Source organism: Sporosarcina ureae, from assembly GCF_002101375.1.
GTDB lineage: Bacteria > Bacillota > Bacilli > Bacillales_A > Planococcaceae > Sporosarcina > Sporosarcina ureae_B.
In genome coordinates this window covers 620,641-642,790 of the sequence record NZ_CP015207.1, presented here as the reverse complement: position 1 = coordinate 642,790, position 22,150 = coordinate 620,641, and the positions used below count along the sequence as shown (strand labels likewise).

The following is a 22,150-nucleotide window of genomic DNA, read 5'->3' as shown; positions in this document are numbered from 1 at the left end:
ATTCCTCCTATCTCGAAAGGAGCGTACATGATGGCGAAGATGGTCAAAGAGACAGAACATCCATTGTATAGAAAAAGTAGTAAAATGCGAATGGAACGGTTCGGAAAATGGCTTACCTTCCTTTCAGTGGCTTTGACTGCAGCCATCACTATAGCCATTCTGTTTTTAGTTTTTTCAAAAGGTTTGTCTACGTTCATTACAAATGATGGTAGTGTTAAAGACTTTTTAACAGGTACGACTTGGAACCCAGCGGAAGTAAATTCCCTGGGTAAACCTATTATTGGAGCTTTGCCATTTATAGTCGGTTCATTGGCGGTTACAGGAATATCCGCTTTAATTGCCGGACCGCTTGCAATTGGCGCAGCCATTTTCATGAGCGAGATTGCACCAAATGCGGGAAAAAGAATTATGCAGCCTGTGATCGAGTTGTTAGTAGGTATACCTTCAGTCGTCTATGGGTTTATCGGATTAAGTGTCGTCGTACCTTTTTTACGCGATCTATTTCCAGGTAGCGGATTTGGTATTGCAGCGGGCACTATTGTGTTATCCGTCATGATCTTACCGACAGTCACAAGTTTAGCATTGGACGCTATTCAGTCTGTGCCACGTTCATTGCGTGAAGCATCATTGGCGCTAGGTTCCACAAGATGGCAAATGATTTGTAAAGTGGTATTGAAAACTGCGAAACCTGGCTTACTGATGGCGATTATTTTCGGAATGGCACGAGCATTCGGTGAAGCTCTCGCAGTACAGATGGTTATTGGGAATGCTTCTGTCATTCCGCACTCTTTATTCGAACCAGCCTCCACAGTCACTAGTATTTTAACAATGGGCATGGGGTATACGGTGATGGGACAAACTGAAAATAATGCGCTCTGGTCACTCGCGCTCATACTTTTACTGATGTCGCTATTCTTCACGATTACAGTACGAATGATTGGAAAGGGGAAAAGTAAGTAATGTCAGCTAAAAGTAAAGATCGGCTCGCCACGGCTGGGCTATATGTCATTGTAGGCATCATCATTACGGTTTTGGCAGGCTTGCTTGGATTTGTCTTTGTCAAAGGTATTCCTCAGCTAAGCTGGCAATTCATCACGTCACCTCCTCAGATTTTCAAAGAAGGAGGAGGAGTGGGACCTCAATTATTTAATTCCTTTTATTTACTCGTTTTGACACTGATGATTTCAGTGCCGATTGCGATTGGTGCGGGTATTTATTTAGCTGAGTATGCAAAAGATCATTGGATCATTCGTTGTATTCGCGTCCTGATTGAAGTGCTATCTTCATTACCTTCTATAGTGGTTGGATTGTTTGGATTCCTCTTTTTCGTTTTGTATATGGGCTGGGGTTTTTCGATTTTGTCAGGTGCCTTCGCACTTTCACTATTCAATCTACCTTTACTCGTACGAGTTGTGGAACAATCAATTCATAACGTGCCGAAATCACAACGTGAAGCAGGATGGGCGCTTGGTTTTTCAAAATGGGAAACTATTACGACAATCATACTTCCAGCGGCACTACCTGGTATTGTGACGGGTGTCATTCTAGCATCAGGAAGAGTATTCGGCGAGGCGGCTGCTTTGATTTACACAGCAGGAATGAGCACACCGATCATAGATTTCACCAATTGGAATCCGTTGTCACCAACATCTCCTTTAAATCCATTTAGGCCAGCTGAAACAATGGCGGTTCACATTTGGAAAATCAACGGCGAGGGAATTATGCCAGACGCAGCAGCGATCTCTGACGGAGCGGCGGCATTATTGATCATCTCGATTTTATTCTTTAATTTCACATCACGCTTTATCGGTAACTTGATGTTTAAAAAAATGGGTGCCAATTAAAGGAGGATATGTATGCAATCGGTCGCTTTACAGCCTGTCAAAATGAAAACGAATAGAGTTACATTAGCGGACAGTCCTGATTTTCAACGCAGTTCAGTATTGCAAACTACCGATTTATCGGTCTATTATGGTGGACATTGTGCTGTTGATCAAGTCAGTCTATCATTCCCAAAACAATCCGTTATGGCATTAATCGGTCCGTCGGGATGTGGGAAATCTACTTTCCTGCGTTCTATTAATCGAATGAATGATGACATCGACTCATGTCGTACGGAAGGAAACATCTATTATGAAGGGATAGACTTGCATTCATCCAACGTAAATTTACATGAAGTACGCAAACAGATTGGAATGGTATTTCAAAGACCTGTCCCTTTTGCCAAATCTATTTTTAAGAATGTTGCCGCTGGACCTATGCGCCACGGAGTAAAGGATAAGAGGGAATTACAAAGAATTGTAGAAGAGAATCTAAAAAAAGCAGCACTGTGGGAAGAAGTAAAAGATCAATTACATACATCAGCTTTGCGCCTTTCAGGTGGGCAACAACAACGTCTTTGTATCGCCAGGGCACTTGCAATGCAACCGAGCGTGTTATTACTAGATGAACCTGCATCTGCACTTGATCCTGTATCGACAGCAAAAATAGAAGAACTGATATCACAATTAAAAAAAGATTATACGATCGTGATTGTCACACATAATATGCAACAAGCAGCACGTGTCTCGGATGAAGTAGCGTATTTTTACATGGGGCGTGTCATTGAGCATGGATCCACTGAACAAATTTTTACTAATCCACATCATGAACAAACCGCACATTATATTAATGGACGCATTGGATAGGGGAGATTGAAATGAATGTAGTGGAGACCATCGAACGATCAATCATTCAAACAGAAAATCTACACTTCTATTATAATTCCCATCATGCATTAAAAGATATCAATCTGAAGTTTGAAGAAAAGAAAATTACTGCACTTATAGGGCCATCGGGATGTGGAAAATCAACTTTTTTGCGGACAATGAACCGTATGAATGATCTGATTCCCAAAGTGAAGACAGAAGGGGCAATTTGGATCGGTAATGAAAATATAACAGAGCCTTCAATTGATCCAGTAGAATTGCGAAAGAAAGTAGGAATGGTATTTCAACATGCGTCAGTCTTTCCGTTCTCAATTTATGAAAACATTGCGTATGGACCTCGTATTCATGGAGAAAAGAATAAAAAAGTACTGGATGAAATCGTAGAAGAAAATCTGCGCGCTGCTGCTTTATGGGACGAAGTAAAAGATCATTTGGACCAGTCTGCTACAGGTCTTTCGGGCGGACAACAGCAACGGCTAACCATTGCACGCACATTAGCGACTAAGCCGGAGATTTTATTGATGGATGAACCTACTTCAGCCCTAGATCCGATCTCTACTGCCAAAGTGGAAGAACTGATCCAAACGTTAAAAGAGCACTATACGATTATCATCGTAACGCATAATATGCAACAAGCTGCGCGCATATCTGATTTCGCAGCTTTCTTTTTGAATGGTGAAGTAAAAGAATATGGACAGACAGCGACACTATTTACTAACCCACTATTTTCCGAAACGAAAGATTATATAGCAGGAAAGTTCGGATGAGCAGGTATAGGAAAATATGTAAATAATTTTGCAAATCAGTACATAATCAAACAAACAGCCAGCTTCCTATAAAAGGATGCTGGCTGTTCACGTATTATGAAATGGTTTCACGAGCACGTGATGCTTCAATTTTTGCCATTCGTGCGTCATATTCATCCACTGTCATATCGTGTTCTACAAAATAACGATTACGAGGATGTGTACGGCAGTCGTCTGAACAACTGCGCATATAGAAATGTTCATTCTCTTCTGAGCATAGAATTTTTGCATTACACTCGGGATTTGCACAGTTTACATAGCGTTCACAAGGTGTGCCGTCAAAATGGTCGCGTCCCACGATGACGTGCTCCACTTGGTTGATGGGAACCGCAATACGCTCATCGAATACGTAGCATTGACCGTCCCATAACTGTCCTTTTGCTTTAGGGTCTTTACCGTAAGAAACGATACCGCCGTGCAAATGTGCTACATCTTCGAATCCTTCACGTTTCAACCAGCCAGTGAACTTCTCACAACGAATCCCACCCGTACAATACGCAAGAATTTTCTTGCCTTCAAGTTGTTCTTTGTTTTCAACTACCCATTCAGGAAGATCACGGAAGTTTTCAATATCCGGGCGTATCGCACCACGGAAATGACCTAGGTCATACTCATAATCATTACGAGCATCCAAAACAATAGTGTTCTCATCTTGCATTTGTTGTAAGAACTCTTCTGGTTCCAAATATTCACCTGTAAGCTCTAACGGATTGACATCTTCAGGTAAGCTGAGATTAACAATCTCCGGACGGAAGCGAACGTGCATTTTTTTGAATGCGTGGCCATCTGTTTCATCAATTTTGAACCATACATCAGCAAAACGTGGATCAGCTTTCATATGCTCCATATACGCATCCGTTTGTTCAATTGTTCCTGAACAAGTACCGTTGATGCCTTCTGCACCGACAAGAATACGTCCCTTTAATCCAGTTTCCTTACAGAATTCCAAATGTGCAGCCGCAAACTCTTCAGGCTCCTCGATCGTTACATACTTATAAAACAATAATACTCGATAGTCTTTCTTTTCCATGTAAATTACCGCCTTCTGTTTGATCTTTGCAATAGACAACAGCCGAGATCGGTGTGTACAAAGGGATTGTATGTCCCTTGAACCCGAATTTGCAAGAATCGGGCCCAGAATAGTATAGCATAATTTCATTTTCGAGAAAAGGATTCAAAAAGCTATTCCAAGTAAAAATCTTTTTTTTAAGCAACACATCATTACATACACACCTTTGTATCATCATGGATTTGTTGTATACTAGGAGATGGAAAAACCTTCATACATGTCCATTGAAATTAAAGGTAGCAGATTGTAAAATATAAGAGTGGAGTACAGAATACTTTTTGAACGTAAAGGGTATAGTAGTTCTATTGCTAGTAAACTGTAATGTATATGTAAAGCTGGTGAGTGTGTAGTAAAGGAGTTTTTTCATGAACGAAACAAATAAAAGACGTCGATCAACATGGATCGATAGTGCATTAATTATCACTATCATTACTCTAATATCTATTACGCTACTATTAATAGTGAATGTAGTGAAAACTAAAGATACCAGCTCTACTAAACCCGTAACACATGAAATTATACCCGCACCGAAACAAGAAGTGTCGGTTGAATCGATTATATCGCCTTATCCAGGTATTAAAATGTTTACCGAGATACCTAAAGACTCAAAGTATCCTTTTATCATTCGTTATCCCCAAACAGAATATGATGGCTTTAATCAGCAAGTGTTAGATTATATAGATGAATTGAAAACAAGATATGCCGAAGAGCAACAAACGGAAAATAAAGTGTCCAAGTTAGATGTATCTTTTGAAACGCTTCAGCATCTTTCGGGTAATTATTCTTTTGTCATGCGAGCTGTTACGTACTATGCTGATCAAGATAGTCAAATGGAGATACACACATTTCATATCAATCCTGAAACAGGGGAAGAAGTAACGATTGAAGATATTGTGGATCATAATTTGGAAAAGCTAAAACGAATGGCGAGTGTAGTGCGTGACGAAATTCATCATAGTCCTTTGTTAGAAGGCGATGTGATTAAGGAAAGTGTATGGCGACCTACTGAGCCTATGTGGGTAAACTACCGCAACTTCGCCTTGACAGATGATTCATTATTTCTTTATTTTGGAACAGGTGAATTTACAAAGAGACAAGCTGGACCGGCAACAGTAGAAATTCCGCTACGCAAATTGAATCCATTCTTAGCAAAGGAATTCCAAGTAGCAACAGATGATACTAAAAAGGAAAAGACGATTGCTCTGACGTTTGATGATGGTCCTGATCCAATTTATACGGTAAGAATTTTAGAGACACTTGAAAAATACGATGCAAAAGCTACATTTTTTATGCTCGGCAATAGAGTTCATTCATATCCTGGCGTCGCTAAGAAAGTAGCTGAAGCTGGCCATGAGATAGGTAACCACTCATGGAATCATCCTTCCTTGACAGAGATCACGGATGTTGCACTTCAAGGTGAAGTCAAGGGTACATCCGATATCATTGAAGCGATAACCGGACAGCCGGCAACTGTTTTCAGACCCCCATATGGTGCTGTTGATGATCGAGTACGAGAAAGCACGAAATTACCTGTTGTTTTATGGAATGTAGATACATTGGACTGGGAGCACAATGACCCTGAATTGTTATTGGAGCATATTGCAGAAGATGCTCGTACAGGCAGTATCATTTTGATGCATGATATTCATAAATCGACCGCTGATGGACTGGACGCGGTACTTGAAAATTTGCAGTCTCAAGGTTATAAATTCGTGACGGTATCTGAAATGGATGATTATTAATGAAGTTGTTCCATTGTTTTTGTCTAACAATGGAACAACTTTTGTTTTGTACAGTCCTATTAACGTACAGAAATTTATATTCTGTCCAAATAGCTGTAACATATAAAGAAAATAAATAATGGTAAGCTGTAATTAGTGTAGCACAGCGTGATATACTAAACGGACTGAAATAATTGGAGGAACAATGAGCATGGAATGGAGAAATTTATACCGCGGGTTTTTGATGGGCATCAGTGACTTGGTTCCCGGAGTAAGTGGCGGAACGATTGCATTTATATTAGGCATCTATGATCAGTTGCTTATTTCAATAAGCGGATTTTTTAGTAAAGACTGGAAGAAACATATTGGTTTCCTCATTCCTCTTGGTATCGGGATGGGTGCGACAATCATTATATTTAGTAAAGTTATCTCCTATTTATTGAAGCATTATCATGAACCTACTCAATACTTCTTTTTGGGGTTGATTGTGGGTGTCATTCCATTTGTTTCAAAGCAAGCAGGACTGAGAAAGAACTTTACATTCCGTCATATGATGTTGATGGTAGTGGTGGCAGCAGCATTAGCTTCTACTGCTTTTATGAATCCTATTGATCCAATATCTATCACTCATCTAACAGTGAAAAATACGATCATTCTATTCCTATCGGGATGGGCGGGGAGTATGGCGATGCTGTTGCCAGGTATCAGTGGGTCATTCATTTTACTGTTATTAGGTGTTTATGCGACAGTCATTACAGCTATTTCAGACTTTAATATACCGATTATTATCGCGACGGGTTGTGGTATAGTCTTCGGGTTTATAATCAGCAGTAAACTAATTCGCTACCTTCTTGCTAATTTCCATACGGGAATGTTTGCCGTCATCATGGGGTTAATCATCGGATCGGTTTTCGTGATTTTTCCAGGCATGCCTGAAAGTGGTACGCCGTTTGTCATGAGTGTGATGGCAGTTGTTCTTGGACTTCTGATTGCCAATATATTAAATGGTGTAGGCGATAAAGCGTAGAATGCAAAAACCGCTTGGAGTAATTCTCCAAGCGGTTTTTTATATGATGTTATTCTTCTACAATCGTTGTTGTATTTTCGATATCTACATCTGCCATGGAAATATCCAACGCTTTCGCTACACCTTCACCGTATTTCGGATCTGCCAGGTAGCAGTGACGGATATGTTTGATTTTGATTTCTTTTGGAGCGTCACCCATATTTCGCGCAGTATTCTCGAATAGACGCTGCTGCTCTTCTAGATTCAAAATATTGAATAACTTTCCAGGTTGTGTAAAGTAGTCATCGTCATCTTCACGGAAGTTCCAGTGGTCTGCGTCGCCATAAATTTTTAGTGGCGGCTCTTTGAAGTCTGGTTGTTCTTGCCATTCACCATAGCTGTTTGGTTCATAGTGAGGAGTAGAGCCCAAATTGCCATCAACGCGCATTGCCCCATCACGGTGGAAGCTGTGGAACGGACATTTTGGAGCATTAACGGGAATCTGGTGGTGATTGACACCTAAGCGATAACGCTGCGCATCGCCATAAGAGAATAGACGGGCTTGCAACATTTTATCAGGCGAGAATCCAATGCCTGGAACGACCGCAGCTGGTGTAAACGCAGCTTGCTCTACTTCAGCAAAGTAGTTTTCAGGATTGCGGTTCAATTCGAATTCACCGACTTCAATCAATGGGAAGTCTTTTTTGTACCAAACCTTTGTTAAATCGAATGGATTATATGGCATTTCCATTGCTTCTTCTTCCGTCATAACTTGAATATACATTTTCCATTTAGGGAAATTGCCATTGTCGATATTGCTGAGTAAATCACGTTGTGAACTTTCACGATCCGTTGCAACAGTCGCTGCAGCCTGTTCATCTGACATATTTTCAATACCTTGCTGGGAACGGAAATGGAACTTAACCCAGTGGCGTTCGTTATTTGCATTGATCATACTGAATGTATGGCTACCGAAACCATGCATTTCACGGAATGAACGAGGAATACCACGGTCGCTCATTAGAATAGTGATCTGATGGAGTGCTTCAGGAAGTCCAGTCCAGAAATCCCAGTTGTTTGTTGCGCTACGTAAGTTTGTACGTGGATCACGTTTGACTGCGTGATTCAGGTCTGGGAATTGCAATGGATCGCGGAAGAAGAATACAGGTGTATTATTTCCGACCATGTCCCAGTTTCCTTCCTCAGTATAGAACTTCAAAGAAAATCCGCGGATATCGCGTTCTGCATCGGCTGCACCACGTTCGCCTGCAACTGTAGAAAAGCGTGCGAACATCTCCGTCTGTTTACCAATCTCTGAAAATAACTTTGCTTTCGTATACTTTGTAATATCATGCGTCACTGTGAAAGTACCATATGCTCCAGATCCTTTTGCGTGCATACGACGTTCAGGAATAACTTCGCGATCAAAATGTGCTAACTTTTCAAGTAACCAAACATCTTGCAATAGAAGCGGACCTCTTGGACCAGCAGACATAGAGTTTTGGTTATCAACTACTGGTGCTCCCGCAGCGGTTGTCAATTTTCTTTTTTGAGAATTATTATCATTGTTATTCAAAATACATTCCTCCTCAGTTGTTGGTTTGTAACCTATGAATATAATTGTATCAAAGCCTAATACAAAAAGAAAGCCTTATTTATAATTATTATCAACTAATAATTAATACTAATAAGTACAAGTTATTATGTACTGTATATTTATCATAATTTGTAGCCAACTATTTGTCTAGAAATACGATTTATATTAAGAATAATTGTAGAATGATGTATAATAATGATAGAAAAGGTTTCACGTAGAAAGGATATCAATAGATGAGCATTATGAAAAAGTGGTTTATTTATGCCACAGTACTAAGCTGTTTATCATTAGTATTAGTTGCTTGCAGCGATAAAGAAGAAGCAAAACCAGCAGAAAACATACCTGAACTAACCCCTGAAATTCTAGAACAAGAGGAAGTCGTTGTGGCGGCAGTGGAAGATGAAGAGTTATATCAGAAAGTGGTAAGTCAGCTAGAAGAGACAGGCTTCACAGTAAGCGAACCTGCTGAAGCTGCGATGGATATGTTTAGAGCGGAAAGTGGTATGACTGTAACGATCAATGGAGATGCTTTGCTTCCATTGCATCTCTATAAACTAGATCCATCTGACAAACGTCTTGAAATAGTTGAAGATACAGGTAATCTTCCTGTCTATATCGGCAGTAAGACAGAGCAGTTGGGCGTGATCAAGGTAGATCACTTCGTTATGTATCTTCATAAAGGACATCCTGATTATGAAGAGATTGTGAAAGTACTAGATAACATCTGATAAAACGACTTGCTTCCTCTATAGAGAGAAGGCAAGTCGTTTTTGTATATTCGAAGATTGACATATTAGAGAGGGGCTTGGTGAATTAATAAATGCTCATAGAAATGGCTTAACCGCTCAAACCTATCCTCAAGCGCTCATAGTTCTTGCATACCCGCTCTATGGCATGTTCTAACCGCTCATACCTATGAAACAACCGCTCTATACTACTTGTTAACCGCTCTATTTAGTTATTTACCCTATGCTTTCCCTCTATATGATGAAGAATACCTTCTTTTACTTCAATAAAATTAACTTCCACCCTTCATCAGATATACACCATCCTATTCAATATGTAAGGAAATGTGTATCTATCAATGTTTTAAGTAAAAGTGAAAAATGAATCTAGATGAATGGTGAAGAAGTTAATATGTAACAAAAATTCAAAATGGGCGAATGACCTAACCTGACTATACCTAAGTGACATATAGATAATAGGACACCACAAAGGAGGCTACAATGGAATGAATAAAGAGACGTTAAATACATTAGTAGGTAAGGTAATAAGAGTAGACCGAGGAGGACCAGAGTCAAGAATCGGAAAACTATTAGCAGGAAATGATGAATATTTAACACTTTTAACGGAGAATGATGGAATTGTCTACTACAAAACACATCATATTAAAAGTATTACAGACAACTCAAAAAATGAAATGTCCATTAATGTAGAATTGCCGGAGGATTTCACCTTGATTGATGAAGAAGATTTTCCAGGGGTATTAAAAAAGCTTGAATATCAATGGGTGAAAATTAATCGTGGTGGACCTGAAACTTTAGAAGGTGTTGTAAAGGAAGTAACAAATGATTTCATTGTCATTGTTTTTAATGAAGAGGTCATTCGACTTTCCATGTTTCATATTCGAAACGTTAGTCATGGAGTAAAAGTGGAACGGACAAAAGAAGTAAAAGATAAGGACAAAAAAGAAACTAGTGAGAACAGAGATAGAAGTGAGAGAAAGGAAAAGAGTCAAGGTAAAGAAAAGGTTGAGAATAAAGAAAAAAGTGAGAGTAAAGAAAAAAGCGGAAATAAAGATAGAGGCGAAAAGAAAGGATAAAGTTACTGATCATCTCTTCTATAAAAGAAGAGGTGATCATTTTATAGAGGAGGTGTATCGATTGAATATAAGGGATTGTGGAACGGTTTTTCGAAATTTTACAGGCTATAGAGTTTGCGTATCACTTTCATATGGCAAGCCGATAGAAGGGGTACTGATTGGCTCACATCAGGAGTATATACTGATGGTAGTTGATGACTCTATTTTGTATATCTTGGTTCCATCTATTACATCAATCACTAAAAACACAAAAGACCTGAGTAGTACAAAATATGATCAGGATTATGATGTTCCATCTCTATTCGAGCTACGTGAGCAATGGGTGACGTTAAACGAATTTAGTAAACGGCCAATGTATGGAGTCTTAAGTGAAATCGAGAAGTCATATTTTCTGTTAATAAATAAGGAAGAGTTACAATTGATTCCGGTAACCTCCATTGAAACCATACGCAAGGGAAGTAATAGGATAGAACAAACGGTGGATCCTAAACCTAAACAGGTGAAGAAAGAGCAACCGGTTGCTGTAGAAGTAGTAAGTAATGAAAAAGATACTGAAGCTAAAAAAATAATTAAAGAAGCTATTGTACTTTCCAACGAGAGTATTGAAAATATTCATAAACCAGTTAGTACTTTCGATCAGTCTCTCGATTTAAAAGTAGTAGATACAAATGAACAGGAAGAGATTTACAAACAAGATGAAATATTGATAGAAGATAGTGAGAGACTTCCAATTAAAGAGATTCGAATATTAAATAACACCTCGTTTAGAGATCTTATGGCGAAGGCAAACAATGATTTGGAGCAAACTATGACCTCTATTGAAAGTGAAGAGAACATTGAACTTTTAAAAATGATAACTCCTCTAGATCACCATATAGAAAACGAGAAATTTTTGACGTGTATTGACTGTTTGCAGGATTCACATGTGAGAAATTCATTAGATGTACCTATGGACTTTATTCCTCAGCAAGAAATCGAAAATTTGGAGATTATTAATCATACCGAAATGCAAATGAGTTCTGAAGAACAGATGGCTATGTTAGAAAAGCAATACTATGCATTGATGAAGCACGCCGCAAAGAATTCTTGTTCATCCAATTTTCATTATGAAAATGATTCGATAGAAACAGTTATAACGGAGGGGCAGTATACCGCGCTACTAAAGCATGCAGCTGATATGCACCGCACTATTATATCCAAATAAGATAACGTTGAGCAGTCCGAATAAGGGATTGTTCAGCGTTTTTTTGTATTCATCTAAAGATGATTGGAGAATGGACTAACGACACTACGATGGACTTGTTGTCCGAATATACATACAAGACAGGATGAAATATGTAAGAAAATTTAAGTGGAAAGGAGTTGGGACACAGTGACCATGCAAATCATATTCACTTATATAGTATTCATATCAACAATGATCGTCATCTTTTGGCGACCCAAAGGAATTAACGAAGCATGGCCTGCTACTATTGGGGCAGTTCTTATTCTTGTCATGGGAATCGTATCAAGTACCGATTTGCTAGATATTATCGATAAAGTTGGAGGAGCTTCTGTAACGATAATTTCAACTATTGTAATGGCTGTTATATTGGAAAGCTTCGGTTTTTTTCACTGGGCTGCCATTAGACTTGCTTCATTTTCCAAGCAGTCAGGCTACCGATTGTATTGGAACATACAATTGTTATGTTTTCTCATGACATTGTTGTTTAACAATGATGGTAGTATATTAATTACAACGCCTATACTACTTTTACTTTTAAAACATTTGCAATTAAAAACGGAGCAGCAAATCCTTTATTTGCTAAGTGGTGCATTAATCGCAACAGCTTCTAGTGCTCCGATTGGCGTTAGCAATATTGTGAATTTAATTGCATTAAAGATAGTAGATTTATCGCTTTGGATGCATACAGCTATGATGTTTGTACCTGCTACAATCGGATTGCTCTTTATGTCCATCTTAATGTTCGTTGTTATGAGAAAAAAATTGCCGCGAACCCTACCAGATACAGTCTATATAGAAAAGGTATTCGAAGAGAAGTATATTAAAAAGTTGCATCGGCGCAATTTGTTTACAAGTAATAAAGACCGCACATTCTTTATGTTGAAAATATTGTTCTTTGTTTTCTGTATGCGATGTATGTTATTCATTGCATCGTATATTAATGTGCCAATAGAACTTGTTGCTGTCCTGGGATCTATAGTATTACTCGTTTGGCGTTGGATAAAACTAGGTATAACTCCTTGGGATATTATCAAAAAAACTCCTTGGCACATACTCGTTTTTGCTTTCTCCATGTACATCATCATCTATGGATTGCATAACGTTGGTCTAACTGAATTACTAGTTAGCTGGAGTGAGCCAATTGTCAATCAAGGGCTACTGTCTGCAAGTATTTTGATGGGTGGAATCGTTTCCTTTCTGTCCAATATATTCAATAATCATCCCGCGTTGATGATAGGCACGATAACTTTAACTGAAATGGGTATAGATCCCATTACCTTAAAAACCATCTACTTGGCTAATATTATCGGAAGTGATATAGGTGCATTACTGTTGCCGATTGGAACATTAGCTTCACTCATTTGGTTTAGTATCTTGCGTAAGCACGGCATTGAAATAAAATGGAGGGATTATACCAACATCTCATTCAAAGTGATTCCACTCACCACGATCGTCACATTATTTTTATTATACTTTTGGATTAAACTTGTTTTTCATTGAAATTAAGCACTTGCTTTTTCAACAGTGATTTAACTTTAACAAGATGTAGTTGGAAGTATAGTAAGAAAATAAGAATAATTAGTTCTATATTACTTCAAAAGGCAAACCGTATAATCGGTTTGCCTTTTTATTCGGACCGTTTTACTATGCGCATGACAATATAGGAGAAATGGGTTAATTGTTAAAGAGTATACTATTTCACTAGCCTTCGAATAATGGATATTGAGAAAAAATATGGAGTGCATAGTAAATACTTTATATTCTTGAAGAGGTTCCATACAAAAACCTCATCTACTTAAGATTTCCACACTCCGATCCGATCACCAACTTGAACTTCTGTAAAAGGCATTTCTTCTGGACTGAATGCGTTATTCTGTTCTACGAATAAAATAACAGTGGATCCAAATGCAAAATGACCAAAATCTTGTCCTTTCACACAAGCAGTTTCAGAATTTGCAATGCGAACGCTATTTACATTTAATGCTCCGACTTTAACGATTGCTACATGTCCGAAGTCAGTCGAGAGTTCCGAAATGACTCTATGGTTGGAAGAAAATACATCATTACGCATGCGAATTCCCACATCGTTAACGGGATACGAAGTAGAACCTAATGCATAGCGATTCATAAGAGTTCCAGAAATAGGATAATGGAAATGATGATAATGTCTTGGAGAAAGATAGAATAGATAATAATAGCCATTCGTATAGCGGGCGGCTTTTTCCGAATCGCCAAGCAGCGAATGTAGACTGTATGTTTTATCTTTTACTATAAATTGTTGTTGTGTATCGATGCTGCCTGAATCGCTTAATACACCGTCAACTGGTGAGATTAAATTCTTTGGGTGGCTATCAATCGGTCTACTGCCCGCCTGTAATGAACGAGTGAAAAAGCTGTTAAGACTAGTATATTGGTCTATTGGGTATTCCGCTTCGTCTACTTGAATATGATAGAACGATGCAAAAGGCTTAATTAACGGCTTGCTAATTCGAGAAGTCGTCAAAGTTTTAAGTAGCGCTGAACTGACTGGTGATCCTGTTAATTCTACGAATGATTTAAAAATACGTGTTTTCATCTTTTCTTCCTTTCATTAAAAGCTTATACTAAAGAAATATACGAGGAGGTCGTAACTTGTTTTCATTCAGATATTTTGATTATACTAAACTAAAATCACAATTGGCGAATATCATAACACTTTTTAATTTGAGTTTAGGGATCATAGCGATATTACTCGTGCTTCAAGGTCATGCACATATGAGTTTGATGTTCATCTTCTTTGCTGCATTATTTGATCGGTTTGACGGTATGGTGGCTAGGCATTATCATGCAGAGTCGGCATTTGGTAAAGAACTTGATTCGCTCAGCGATTTAGTTTCATTTGGTGTAGCTCCTGCTATTCTGATCTATGACACGGCGTTGACGGATACGATGTGGATTGGTTTGTCCGCTGTGATTTTTTATATTTTAGCTGGCGCCGTTCGTTTGGCTCGCTATAACGTAGAAGAGTTCGATGGTTCATATTATGGAATGCCTATAACAGCAGCTGGTGTCTTGCTAACATTGAGTTATTTTGTAGTTCCGTATTTGATTGCACCTTACTTTGTGATTTATATGTGTCTACTCGCATGGCTTATGGTCAGTCGCATTCGAATAGCGAAAGTGTGAAAAGTGTCTTACAGAGAATTTTTCTGTGAGGCTCTTTTCATTGTAGGAAGCTATCACTGACTTAGAAATTCTGTTATGCTTAAGGAAAACTAGAAGGAGTGGTCAGCATGTCAGGACCTGCATTAAGACAGCTTCATTCACATAAAGCGATTCATGAAGGCGGACTTTCTGGTGCCATAATGAAAACAGATGATTTAATCGAATATGTAGAACAAGATGAAACTGAAATGGTTCAGCAAGCCTGTGATCATTTATTGGATTATTGGAAGACCCGTGTCATCAGTCATGCAGATGCCGAAGAAGAAGGTTTTTATAAACAAGTAATGGAAGAGCGGCCTGAATTGGAGCGAGACATTATTCAGCTTACACGCGACCATGATTTGATGCGAATACTTGTTGCAGACATCGAGGCGTTACGTGAGGAAGATCCAACCGTAACAACTGAAATTATACAGAAATTCAATGGCTTGATTGTAGTGAATGAATTACATAGCCGAGAAGAAGAGCGGTTATTGTTCTCATAAAAACTAGTAACTAAGGGAAGGTGGTGGCAATCATTCAAAATCCGTTAGATATATTGGATAAGTATTTTGGTTATTCAGCATTTCGGGAAGGGCAGCAACGAGTGATTGAACAAGTATTACAAGGTGATGATTCACTTTGCGTAATGCCGACAGGTGGCGGTAAGTCTGTCTGCTATCAAGTACCGGCATTGGCAATGGAAGGGACGATTCTTGTCATTTCACCGCTGATCTCCTTGATGAAGGACCAAGTCGATGCATTGCATCAGTTGGGCATTCCAGCGGCGTATATTAATAGTACGTTATCTTCGGAAGAATACTTTGGCACGATGGATAATGCACTCGAAGGAAAGTATAAGCTGTTGTACGTTGCACCTGAACGATTGGATTCCGAATCCTTTCTCAATCAATTGCAAAAAATGACGATACCGCTGATTGCGATCGATGAAGCACATTGTATTTCACAATGGGGCCATGATTTCCGTCCAAGTTATCGTAATATCCACCGAGTTTTTGATTATTTAAGTAACCGGCCGATTGTTCTTGCATTGACTGCAACCGCTACGCCTGAAGTACAGGATGATATATGCCAGCAATTACATATACCTCCTGTTAGCCGTGTTGTAACCGGTTTTGAGCGGAGTAATCTACTCTTTTCGGTAGTGAAAGGTCAAAATCGGGATCAATTCGTCAAAGAGTACACGCAGAAAAATAAAAATGAAGCTGGCATTATCTATGCTGCGACTAGGAAAGCGGTCGAGCAAGTATATTCGCTGCTTGAGAAAAGTGGTATTCCAGTTGCGAAATATCATGCAGGATTACCGGACTATGAACGGCAACATCAACAAGATCGGTTCATTATGGAAGACGCACGCGTGATGGTCGCAACTAACGCGTTTGGTATGGGGATCGATAAATCCAATATACGCTACGTCATTCATTATCAAATGCCGAAGAATATGGAAAGTTATTATCAGGAGGCTGGGAGAGCAGGGCGTGACGGGCTCGACAGCGATTGTTATTTGTTATTCTCCTCGCAAGACGTCTTAACGCAACGCTTCCTCATCGAACAATCTCCAGATCCTTCCCGTGTATCGAATGAAATCAAAAAGATGCAAGTGATGGTTGATTACTGCCATACCGAAGGCTGTCTGCAAAAACACATTATCAAGTATTTTGGCGAAGAGGATGTCGAAGATTGCGGTCGCTGTGGTAACTGCACTGACACGCGTGAGCAGTTTGATGTAACAGTCGATACACAAAAAGTACTTTCCTGTGTTATACGAATGGGGCAACGTTTTGGTAAGACGATGGTTGCGCAAGTACTGACAGGATCGAGAAACAAAAAGTTGAAAGAATTGAACTTCGATGAGCTATCGACATACGGATTGATGAAAGGGCGCAATGCCAAAGACGTGGCAGATTTCATTGAATTTTTGATTTCGAAGAATTATTTACAAGTTGAAAGTGGGCCGTATCCGACTATCTTCGTCAGCGAAGACGGAAAAGATGTGTTGTTAGGAAAAGTGAAAGTCTGGCGTAAAGGCGAGATGGTGACAACTGTCGTCGCTAAAGAGGATCCGTTATTCAACGAACTACGGGCGATGCGCTTGAAACTAGCACAAGAAGCGGGTGTCCCGCCATTCGTTATTTTCTCGGATAAAACATTGCGGGATATGGTAACTAAAATGCCTGCCACGAATGAAGAGTTATTGACTGTACAAGGGGTAGGGGAAACGAAGCTTGAACGTTATGGGGAAGTTTTCCTCGAGATTATCGATTCGTTTTCTACGCAGCAAGCGTAATATAGGAGATGTCCAGAAAGTCGTGTAGCAACGACTTCTTGTGACATCTTCTTTTTTATTCCCATTACACCACGCAAAAAAGGTATGTCCGTTGAAGTCTTGTGACCTCGATGGACATATCTTTTCACATATAATTTATTAAACAAATCGATATTACTCTGTAGGACGGATATCTTTTCGCAGACCGATTAAGGTGAAAATGGCTGCGATCAACAAAATGCCACTTGCAAGCATAAAGGCATGATGGAATTGCAAATCTAATATACCGATCGCACTAGACCCCACTACGACGCCAAAGGAGAAGAATGCGTAGAAGAACCCGTACGCTTTCCCTCTTGTTTCAGGTTCCGTGGAATCAATAAGTAACGAGTTGATAGAAGGGAATAGGAATGCGAACCCCGTACCATAGATAACCATTGCCAACATCATCAACGATAGTTCGTCGACTTGCGACAAGAACAACATACTGCTACTCATTAATAGCAAGCCAGCTGCCAATGTGACCATCGGGCGGACGATATCGAAAATGCGGTTGATCGGTAAAACAAAAACCAACACAGCAACTAGACCAAACACACTCAACAGCATTCCTGTCATTTTGGCATCAAACTGAAGGTGCTCTACTTTCAAAGGGAGCACCAATGCCAACACGCCTTGTGAGAACATCAGGAAGAACGCGCCAAGGAATGCCCGTATGATACCAGGGTGGCGGAAAAAAGCTAACGGCTTTACTGCTTTTTGCTTCACTGTCTTCACTTTTCTCACGTATGTAAAGGAACGTAAAAATATAACGGCGCCAATTGTCAACAGAATCATAAATACACCATTGATGGCCATAATGGTCACAACGCTTGTCTTAACGGAAACAATTCCGCTATAGGCAGGTCCGAAAATGGCCGCAAGCCCGACAAATGCACCTGAGATCGCAGCATTCCTCCCACGCTTAGAACGTTCGGAGCCATTAGCGAGAAACGTGAAGGCAGCAGGAATGATTAAACCTTCCGTCAAGCCGTGTAAAAATCGAATGCCGATTAATGAACCAGAACCAGAAATCAATCCATATGAGAACAACGACAAAGCCGACGTGAACAAACCAAATAATAGAATATAAAATGGTCCTTTGCGATCTGTCAAAATACCTGAAATGATATTCCCGAAAACATTCGCAAACGAGTAAATACCAACAGATAATCCGACGATGAAAGCGGAAACGCCAAGACCTGTAGCAAATGGACTAATAATCGGCAACTGTGAAAATAAATCAAAGAACGAGAAGAAAACAATTAGATAGACAAAAAAGCGCATAAAAGATCCCTACTTTACAAATAATTCAACTACAATCTATTTTACCATGAAACTTTTCGAATTGAACCGAACTGCTCAAAGATAATTATTCGCAATCTATCACCCTTACCGGTAAAATGAGAAACGTAAACAAGAAACAAAAAGGGGATGAGTGATCTTGACGAAAGAAATTCGAGTAGGAATCGCTGGTTACGGTAATTTAGGGCGCGGAGTAGAATCAGCTATCAGTCAAAATAAAGATATGACATTAGTTGGTGTATTCACGCGCAGAGAGCCGAAAGACGTACAATTACTTTCAGAGCAAGTACCTGTCTATAAGTTGGATGAAATTGAATCTTTTAAAGAAGATATTGATGTTTTGATTTTATGCGGTGGATCTAAAAATGACTTACCTGAACAAGGGCCGGCACTTGCGAAACACTTTACAACAGTAGATAGCTTTGACACGCATGCAAAGATTCCGGAGTACTTCGCAGCAGTTGATGAAGTAGCGAAAGAAGCTGGAACTACTGCCGTTATTTCTGTCGGTTGGGATCCGGGTTTATTTTCGATCAACCGCTTAATGGGAGAATCCATTTTGCCTGAAGGTGAAACCTATACATTCTGGGGGAAAGGACTAAGCCAAGGTCACTCTGATGCAGTGCGCCGTGTTGACGGTGTGAAAGCAGGCGTTCAGTATACATTGCCTGCTGAGGACGCGATCAATCGTGTGCGTAACGGTGAGCATCCTGAGCTTTCAACTAAAGATAAACATACACGTGAATGTTATGTCGTTCTTGAAGAAGGAGCAAGTGAAGATCGAGTTCGTGAAACGATTGTCACCATGCCTGACTACTTCGCAGACTACGATACGACCGTTCATTTTATTACGGAAGAAGAACTTCGTCTTGATCATTCAAAGATGCCACATGGTGGTTTCGTCATTCGAAGCGGCAACACGGGGAAGCATACAGATCAAGTCATGGAATTCTCACTTAAATTAGATAGCAATCCCGAATTTACATCGAGTGTCTTAGTCGCGTATGCAAGAGCAGCTTATAAATTGCAGCAAAAAGGCGATACTGGAGCGAAAACAGTCTATGACATCGCACCAGGGTTGTTATCACCTAAATCACCTGCAACTATTCGTAAAGAATTACTGTAATACATGAGTCATCACATTGGATTGTAGAATGAGGAGGCAGAATCTTTTATGAAACTAGATGAGACGTTGGAGATGTTAAAAGACTTAACAGATGCACGAGGAATTCCGGGCAATGAACGCGAAGCTCGAGACGTCATGACGAAACACATCAAACCATATGCAGATGAAATCGATCATGATGGATTAGGTTCACTGATCGCTAGCAAAGAAGGCGATGCAAACGGACCGAAGATTATGATCGCGGGGCACTTGGATGAAGTAGGCTTCATGTTGACACGAATCGATGACAAAGGTTTCATTTACTTTCAGACAGTAGGTGGCTGGTGGTCACAAGTCATGTTGGCGCAACGTGTTTCGATCGTTACACGTTCTGGTGAAACGATTACAGGAGTGATCGGCTCAAAGCCGCCACATATTTTGCCGCCTGAAGCTCGCAAGAAACCTGTCGATATTAAAGACATGTTCATTGACGTAGGCGCAGAGTCAAAAGAAGAAGTTCTTTCATGGGGCGTTCTTCCGGGCGACATGATTGTGCCGTACTTCGAATTCACGGTCATGAAAAACGAAAATTACTTGCTTGCAAAAGCATGGGATAATCGTATCGGCTGTGCCATCGCTATTGAAGTGATGAAGCAGCTAAAAGGTGAAAAGCACCCGAATCGTTTGTATAGTGTAGGTGCTATTCAAGAAGAAGTAGGTCTGCGTGGAGCGAAAACAGCGACGAATAAAATTCAACCGGATATCGGTTTCGCAGTAGATGTAGGAATTGCTGGGGATACACCAGGTATTACAGCAAAGGAATCTGTTGGTACAATGGGAGAGGGTCCGCAGATCTTGTTGTATGATGCTTCGATGGTATCTCATAGAGGATTACGCAATTTCGTAGTCGATACAGCAGAAGAGCTGAATATTCCGTATCAATTCGCGACAATGTCCGGTGGCGGAACGGATGGTGGGTCAATCCACGTAAGCGGAACAGGAATTCCTACATTGGCTATCTGTATACCGACTCGCTACATCCATAGTCATGCGGCAATGCTTCACCGTCAAGACTTTGAGAATACAGTTAAACTATTAGTTGAAATAGTTAAGCGCCTAGACGCAAATACAGTGAAAAATATCACATTTGAATAATTTATACGCTCACACAGCGGTGCCGAAAAAGCATCGCTGTTTTTTAATGAAATAAAGTAAAAGTTATAAAGATTCATTTGACTTCATAAATATACAATTGTATACTAGTTTACACATACTTCAAATGGATGGTAGGGGATCAACAAATGGTAAAGACAAATCAAACAACTACAGGCATAGATAAGGATAGCTTAAAAGGACGCGACTTTTTAACACTGCTCGATTATTCTAGTGAGGAAATTGCATATCTCATACAACTAGCATATGACATGAAGCAAGATACATTGGCTGGTAAGACACCGGACATCTTGGCGGGTAAGACACTAGGCATGATTTTTGAAAAGAACTCTACACGTACGCGTATTTCATTCGAAGTAGGCATGATCCAATTGGGCGGACATGGTTTGTTCATGAATGCACGGGATTTACAGATTGGACGTGGAGAATCTGTTTCAGATACTGGAAAAGTATTATCCGAGTTTCTAGATGGTGTCATGATCCGTGCGAAATCCCATAAAATGGTGGAAGAATTGGCAGAACATACTTCAGTCCCAATCATTAACGGATTAACTGATCTATTCCACCCGTGCCAGGCGATGGCGGATTTACTAACCATCAAAGAAGTTAAAGGCGATTTGAAAGGCTTGAAACTCTCCTATATTGGGGACGGAAACAACGTTGCGCATTCATTAGTAATTGCCGGTGCACATATGGGCATGCATGTTTCTGTCGCGACACCTAAAGGATATGAATACCACGCAGGATTGTTTGAAAAGGCGAAGAAAATTGCTGAGTCGAATGGCGGAAGCGTGACGTCGACGTACGATCCGATTGAGTCTTCCACTGATGCAGATGCAATTTATACGGATGTTTGGACTAGTATGGGGCAGGAAGAGGAAGCGGCGAAGCGTCTAGTAGACTTCAAAGACTTCCAGATCAATGATCAATTGGTTGGCCATGCGAAAAAAGATTATGTGTTCTTGCATTGTCTACCAGCACACCGTGAAGAAGAAGTGTCGACTTCCGTAATCGACGGGAATAACTCGTATGTATTCCAGCAAGCAGGAAACCGTCTGCATGCACAAAAAGCGATCCTCGCATCTTTACTATAATAAATCGATT

Annotated in this window: 20 protein-coding genes; 16 read left to right on the top strand and 4 right to left on the bottom strand. The window is 39.9% G+C overall.

Annotated features, from left to right (window positions below):
* Positions 1-27: 27 nt before the first annotated feature.
* Genes pstC through pstB (SporoP8_RS03095) form a run of 4 tightly spaced genes read left to right on the top strand, consistent with a single transcriptional unit; the run spans position 28 to position 3,475 of the window.
* Entirely contained in the window at positions 28-960 is a 933-nt protein-coding gene (gene pstC, locus SporoP8_RS03110; RefSeq protein ID WP_369802573.1) for a phosphate ABC transporter permease subunit PstC, read from the top strand.
* A complete protein-coding gene (gene pstA / locus SporoP8_RS03105; RefSeq protein ID WP_085131177.1) occupies positions 960-1,844 on the top strand; it encodes a phosphate ABC transporter permease PstA in 885 nt (294 codons plus the stop codon). The genes pstC and pstA overlap by 1 nt, the downstream gene beginning before the upstream one ends.
* Before the next feature lie 42 nt (positions 1,845-1,886).
* Entirely contained in the window at positions 1,887-2,687 is an 801-nt protein-coding gene (pstB, locus tag SporoP8_RS03100; protein WP_099626884.1) for a phosphate ABC transporter ATP-binding protein PstB, read from the top strand.
* Positions 2,688-2,698: 11 nt separating this feature from the next.
* On the top strand, positions 2,699-3,475 hold the full coding sequence (pstB, locus tag SporoP8_RS03095; protein ID WP_085131175.1) for a phosphate ABC transporter ATP-binding protein PstB: 777 nt from the start codon (positions 2,699-2,701) through the stop codon (positions 3,473-3,475).
* Positions 3,476-3,569: 94 nt separating this feature from the next.
* On the opposite strand, the gene SporoP8_RS03090 is transcribed toward pstB (SporoP8_RS03095), so the two are convergent.
* The gene (locus SporoP8_RS03090; protein WP_085131174.1) at positions 3,570-4,544 is read right to left on the bottom strand and encodes an oxygen-dependent tRNA uridine(34) hydroxylase TrhO; all 975 of its coding nucleotides are present in this window, start codon (positions 4,542-4,544) and stop codon (positions 3,570-3,572) included.
* Between the two features lie 404 nt (positions 4,545-4,948).
* On the opposite strand from SporoP8_RS03090, the gene SporoP8_RS03085 reads away from it, so the two are divergent.
* Both SporoP8_RS03085 and SporoP8_RS03080 read left to right on the top strand, forming a co-directional pair.
* Complete coding sequence (locus SporoP8_RS03085) at positions 4,949-6,325, top strand: polysaccharide deacetylase family protein (RefSeq protein ID WP_085131173.1); 1,377 nt, start codon at positions 4,949-4,951, stop codon at positions 6,323-6,325.
* Between the two features lie 190 nt (positions 6,326-6,515).
* Positions 6,516-7,331, top strand: coding sequence for a DUF368 domain-containing protein (locus SporoP8_RS03080; protein ID WP_085131172.1), 816 nt, complete (start codon positions 6,516-6,518; stop codon positions 7,329-7,331).
* 49 nt (positions 7,332-7,380) lie between these two features.
* Here the strand turns inward: SporoP8_RS03080 and SporoP8_RS03075 are convergent, their stop codons facing one another.
* Positions 7,381-8,886: a catalase gene (locus tag SporoP8_RS03075; protein WP_085131171.1), complete on the bottom strand. Its 1,506-nt coding sequence runs from the start codon at positions 8,884-8,886 to the stop codon at positions 7,381-7,383.
* A 254-nt stretch (positions 8,887-9,140) separates the two neighbouring features.
* Here SporoP8_RS03075 and SporoP8_RS03070 point away from each other — a divergent pair, with 254 nt between their 5' ends.
* The 4 genes from SporoP8_RS03070 to SporoP8_RS03055 all read left to right on the top strand — a co-directional run bounded on the left by SporoP8_RS03070 (position 9,141) and on the right by SporoP8_RS03055 (position 13,454).
* On the top strand, positions 9,141-9,635 hold the full coding sequence (locus SporoP8_RS03070; protein ID WP_085131170.1) for a hypothetical protein: 495 nt from the start codon (positions 9,141-9,143) through the stop codon (positions 9,633-9,635).
* 503 nt (positions 9,636-10,138) lie between these two features.
* Positions 10,139-10,729: a hypothetical protein gene (locus tag SporoP8_RS03065; RefSeq protein WP_198166059.1), complete on the top strand. Its 591-nt coding sequence runs from the start codon at positions 10,139-10,141 to the stop codon at positions 10,727-10,729.
* A 61-nt stretch (positions 10,730-10,790) separates the two neighbouring features.
* A complete protein-coding gene (locus SporoP8_RS03060; RefSeq protein WP_085131169.1) occupies positions 10,791-11,933 on the top strand; it encodes a hypothetical protein in 1,143 nt (380 codons plus the stop codon).
* Positions 11,934-12,107: 174 nt separating this feature from the next.
* Entirely contained in the window at positions 12,108-13,454 is a 1,347-nt protein-coding gene (locus tag SporoP8_RS03055; RefSeq protein WP_369802574.1) for an arsenic transporter, read from the top strand.
* A 295-nt stretch (positions 13,455-13,749) separates the two neighbouring features.
* Here the strand turns inward: SporoP8_RS03055 and asd are convergent, their stop codons facing one another.
* Positions 13,750-14,529, bottom strand: coding sequence for an archaetidylserine decarboxylase (gene asd / locus SporoP8_RS03050; RefSeq protein ID WP_085131167.1), 780 nt, complete (start codon positions 14,527-14,529; stop codon positions 13,750-13,752).
* A 56-nt stretch (positions 14,530-14,585) separates the two neighbouring features.
* On the opposite strand from asd, the gene pssA reads away from it, so the two are divergent.
* The 3 genes from pssA (at position 14,586) to recQ (ending at position 17,445) form a co-directional block, all read left to right on the top strand.
* Positions 14,586-15,119 carry a CDP-diacylglycerol--serine O-phosphatidyltransferase gene (pssA, locus tag SporoP8_RS03045; RefSeq protein ID WP_085131166.1) on the top strand — a complete coding sequence of 178 codons (534 nt, stop codon included), beginning with the start codon at positions 14,586-14,588 and terminating at the stop codon, positions 15,117-15,119.
* Between the two features lie 107 nt (positions 15,120-15,226).
* A complete protein-coding gene (locus SporoP8_RS03040; RefSeq protein ID WP_085131165.1) occupies positions 15,227-15,643 on the top strand; it encodes a hemerythrin domain-containing protein in 417 nt (138 codons plus the stop codon).
* Positions 15,644-15,672: 29 nt separating this feature from the next.
* The gene (recQ, locus tag SporoP8_RS03035) at positions 15,673-17,445 is read left to right on the top strand and encodes a DNA helicase RecQ (RefSeq protein WP_085133538.1); all 1,773 of its coding nucleotides are present in this window, start codon (positions 15,673-15,675) and stop codon (positions 17,443-17,445) included.
* Between the two features lie 153 nt (positions 17,446-17,598).
* Here recQ and SporoP8_RS03030 read toward each other — a convergent pair whose 3' ends face one another.
* Positions 17,599-18,750 (bottom strand): MFS transporter, encoded by a 1,152-nt coding sequence (locus tag SporoP8_RS03030; protein WP_085131164.1) that lies wholly within the window; start codon positions 18,748-18,750, stop codon positions 17,599-17,601.
* Between the two features lie 157 nt (positions 18,751-18,907).
* Between SporoP8_RS03030 and SporoP8_RS03025 the strand changes: the two genes are divergently transcribed.
* From SporoP8_RS03025 to argF, 3 genes are all read left to right on the top strand, one after another.
* Complete coding sequence (locus SporoP8_RS03025; RefSeq protein ID WP_085131163.1) at positions 18,908-19,894, top strand: diaminopimelate dehydrogenase; 987 nt, start codon at positions 18,908-18,910, stop codon at positions 19,892-19,894.
* Between the two features lie 48 nt (positions 19,895-19,942).
* Positions 19,943-21,028, top strand: coding sequence for a M42 family metallopeptidase (locus tag SporoP8_RS03020; RefSeq protein WP_085131162.1), 1,086 nt, complete (start codon positions 19,943-19,945; stop codon positions 21,026-21,028).
* Positions 21,029-21,174: 146 nt separating this feature from the next.
* A complete protein-coding gene (argF, locus tag SporoP8_RS03015) occupies positions 21,175-22,140 on the top strand; it encodes an ornithine carbamoyltransferase (protein WP_085131161.1) in 966 nt (321 codons plus the stop codon).
* The last annotated feature ends 10 nt before the right edge of the window (positions 22,141-22,150 follow it).

Coding starts and splice junctions, on each gene's coding strand:
- pstB (WP_099626884.1), top strand. CDS start 1,887: ATGAAAACGAATAGAGTTACATTAGCGGACAGTCCTGATTTTCAACGC.
- SporoP8_RS03040 (WP_085131165.1), top strand. CDS start 15,227: ATGTCAGGACCTGCATTAAGACAGCTTCATTCACATAAAGCGATTCAT.
- SporoP8_RS03030 (WP_085131164.1), bottom strand. CDS start 18,750: ATGCGCTTTTTTGTCTATCTAATTGTTTTCTTCTCGTTCTTTGATTTA.
- SporoP8_RS03055 (WP_369802574.1), top strand. CDS start 12,108: ATGCAAATCATATTCACTTATATAGTATTCATATCAACAATGATCGTC.
- SporoP8_RS03065 (WP_198166059.1), top strand. CDS start 10,139: ATGAATAAAGAGACGTTAAATACATTAGTAGGTAAGGTAATAAGAGTA.
- argF (WP_085131161.1), top strand. CDS start 21,175: ATGGTAAAGACAAATCAAACAACTACAGGCATAGATAAGGATAGCTTA.
- SporoP8_RS03085 (WP_085131173.1), top strand. CDS start 4,949: ATGAACGAAACAAATAAAAGACGTCGATCAACATGGATCGATAGTGCA.
- SporoP8_RS03080 (WP_085131172.1), top strand. CDS start 6,516: ATGGAATGGAGAAATTTATACCGCGGGTTTTTGATGGGCATCAGTGAC.
- SporoP8_RS03020 (WP_085131162.1), top strand. CDS start 19,943: ATGAAACTAGATGAGACGTTGGAGATGTTAAAAGACTTAACAGATGCA.
- asd (WP_085131167.1), bottom strand. CDS start 14,529: ATGAAAACACGTATTTTTAAATCATTCGTAGAATTAACAGGATCACCA.
- pstB (WP_085131175.1), top strand. CDS start 2,699: ATGAATGTAGTGGAGACCATCGAACGATCAATCATTCAAACAGAAAAT.
- SporoP8_RS03070 (WP_085131170.1), top strand. CDS start 9,141: ATGAGCATTATGAAAAAGTGGTTTATTTATGCCACAGTACTAAGCTGT.
- SporoP8_RS03090 (WP_085131174.1), bottom strand. CDS start 4,544: ATGGAAAAGAAAGACTATCGAGTATTATTGTTTTATAAGTATGTAACG.
- pstA (WP_085131177.1), top strand. CDS start 960: ATGTCAGCTAAAAGTAAAGATCGGCTCGCCACGGCTGGGCTATATGTC.
- pstC (WP_369802573.1), top strand. CDS start 28: ATGATGGCGAAGATGGTCAAAGAGACAGAACATCCATTGTATAGAAAA.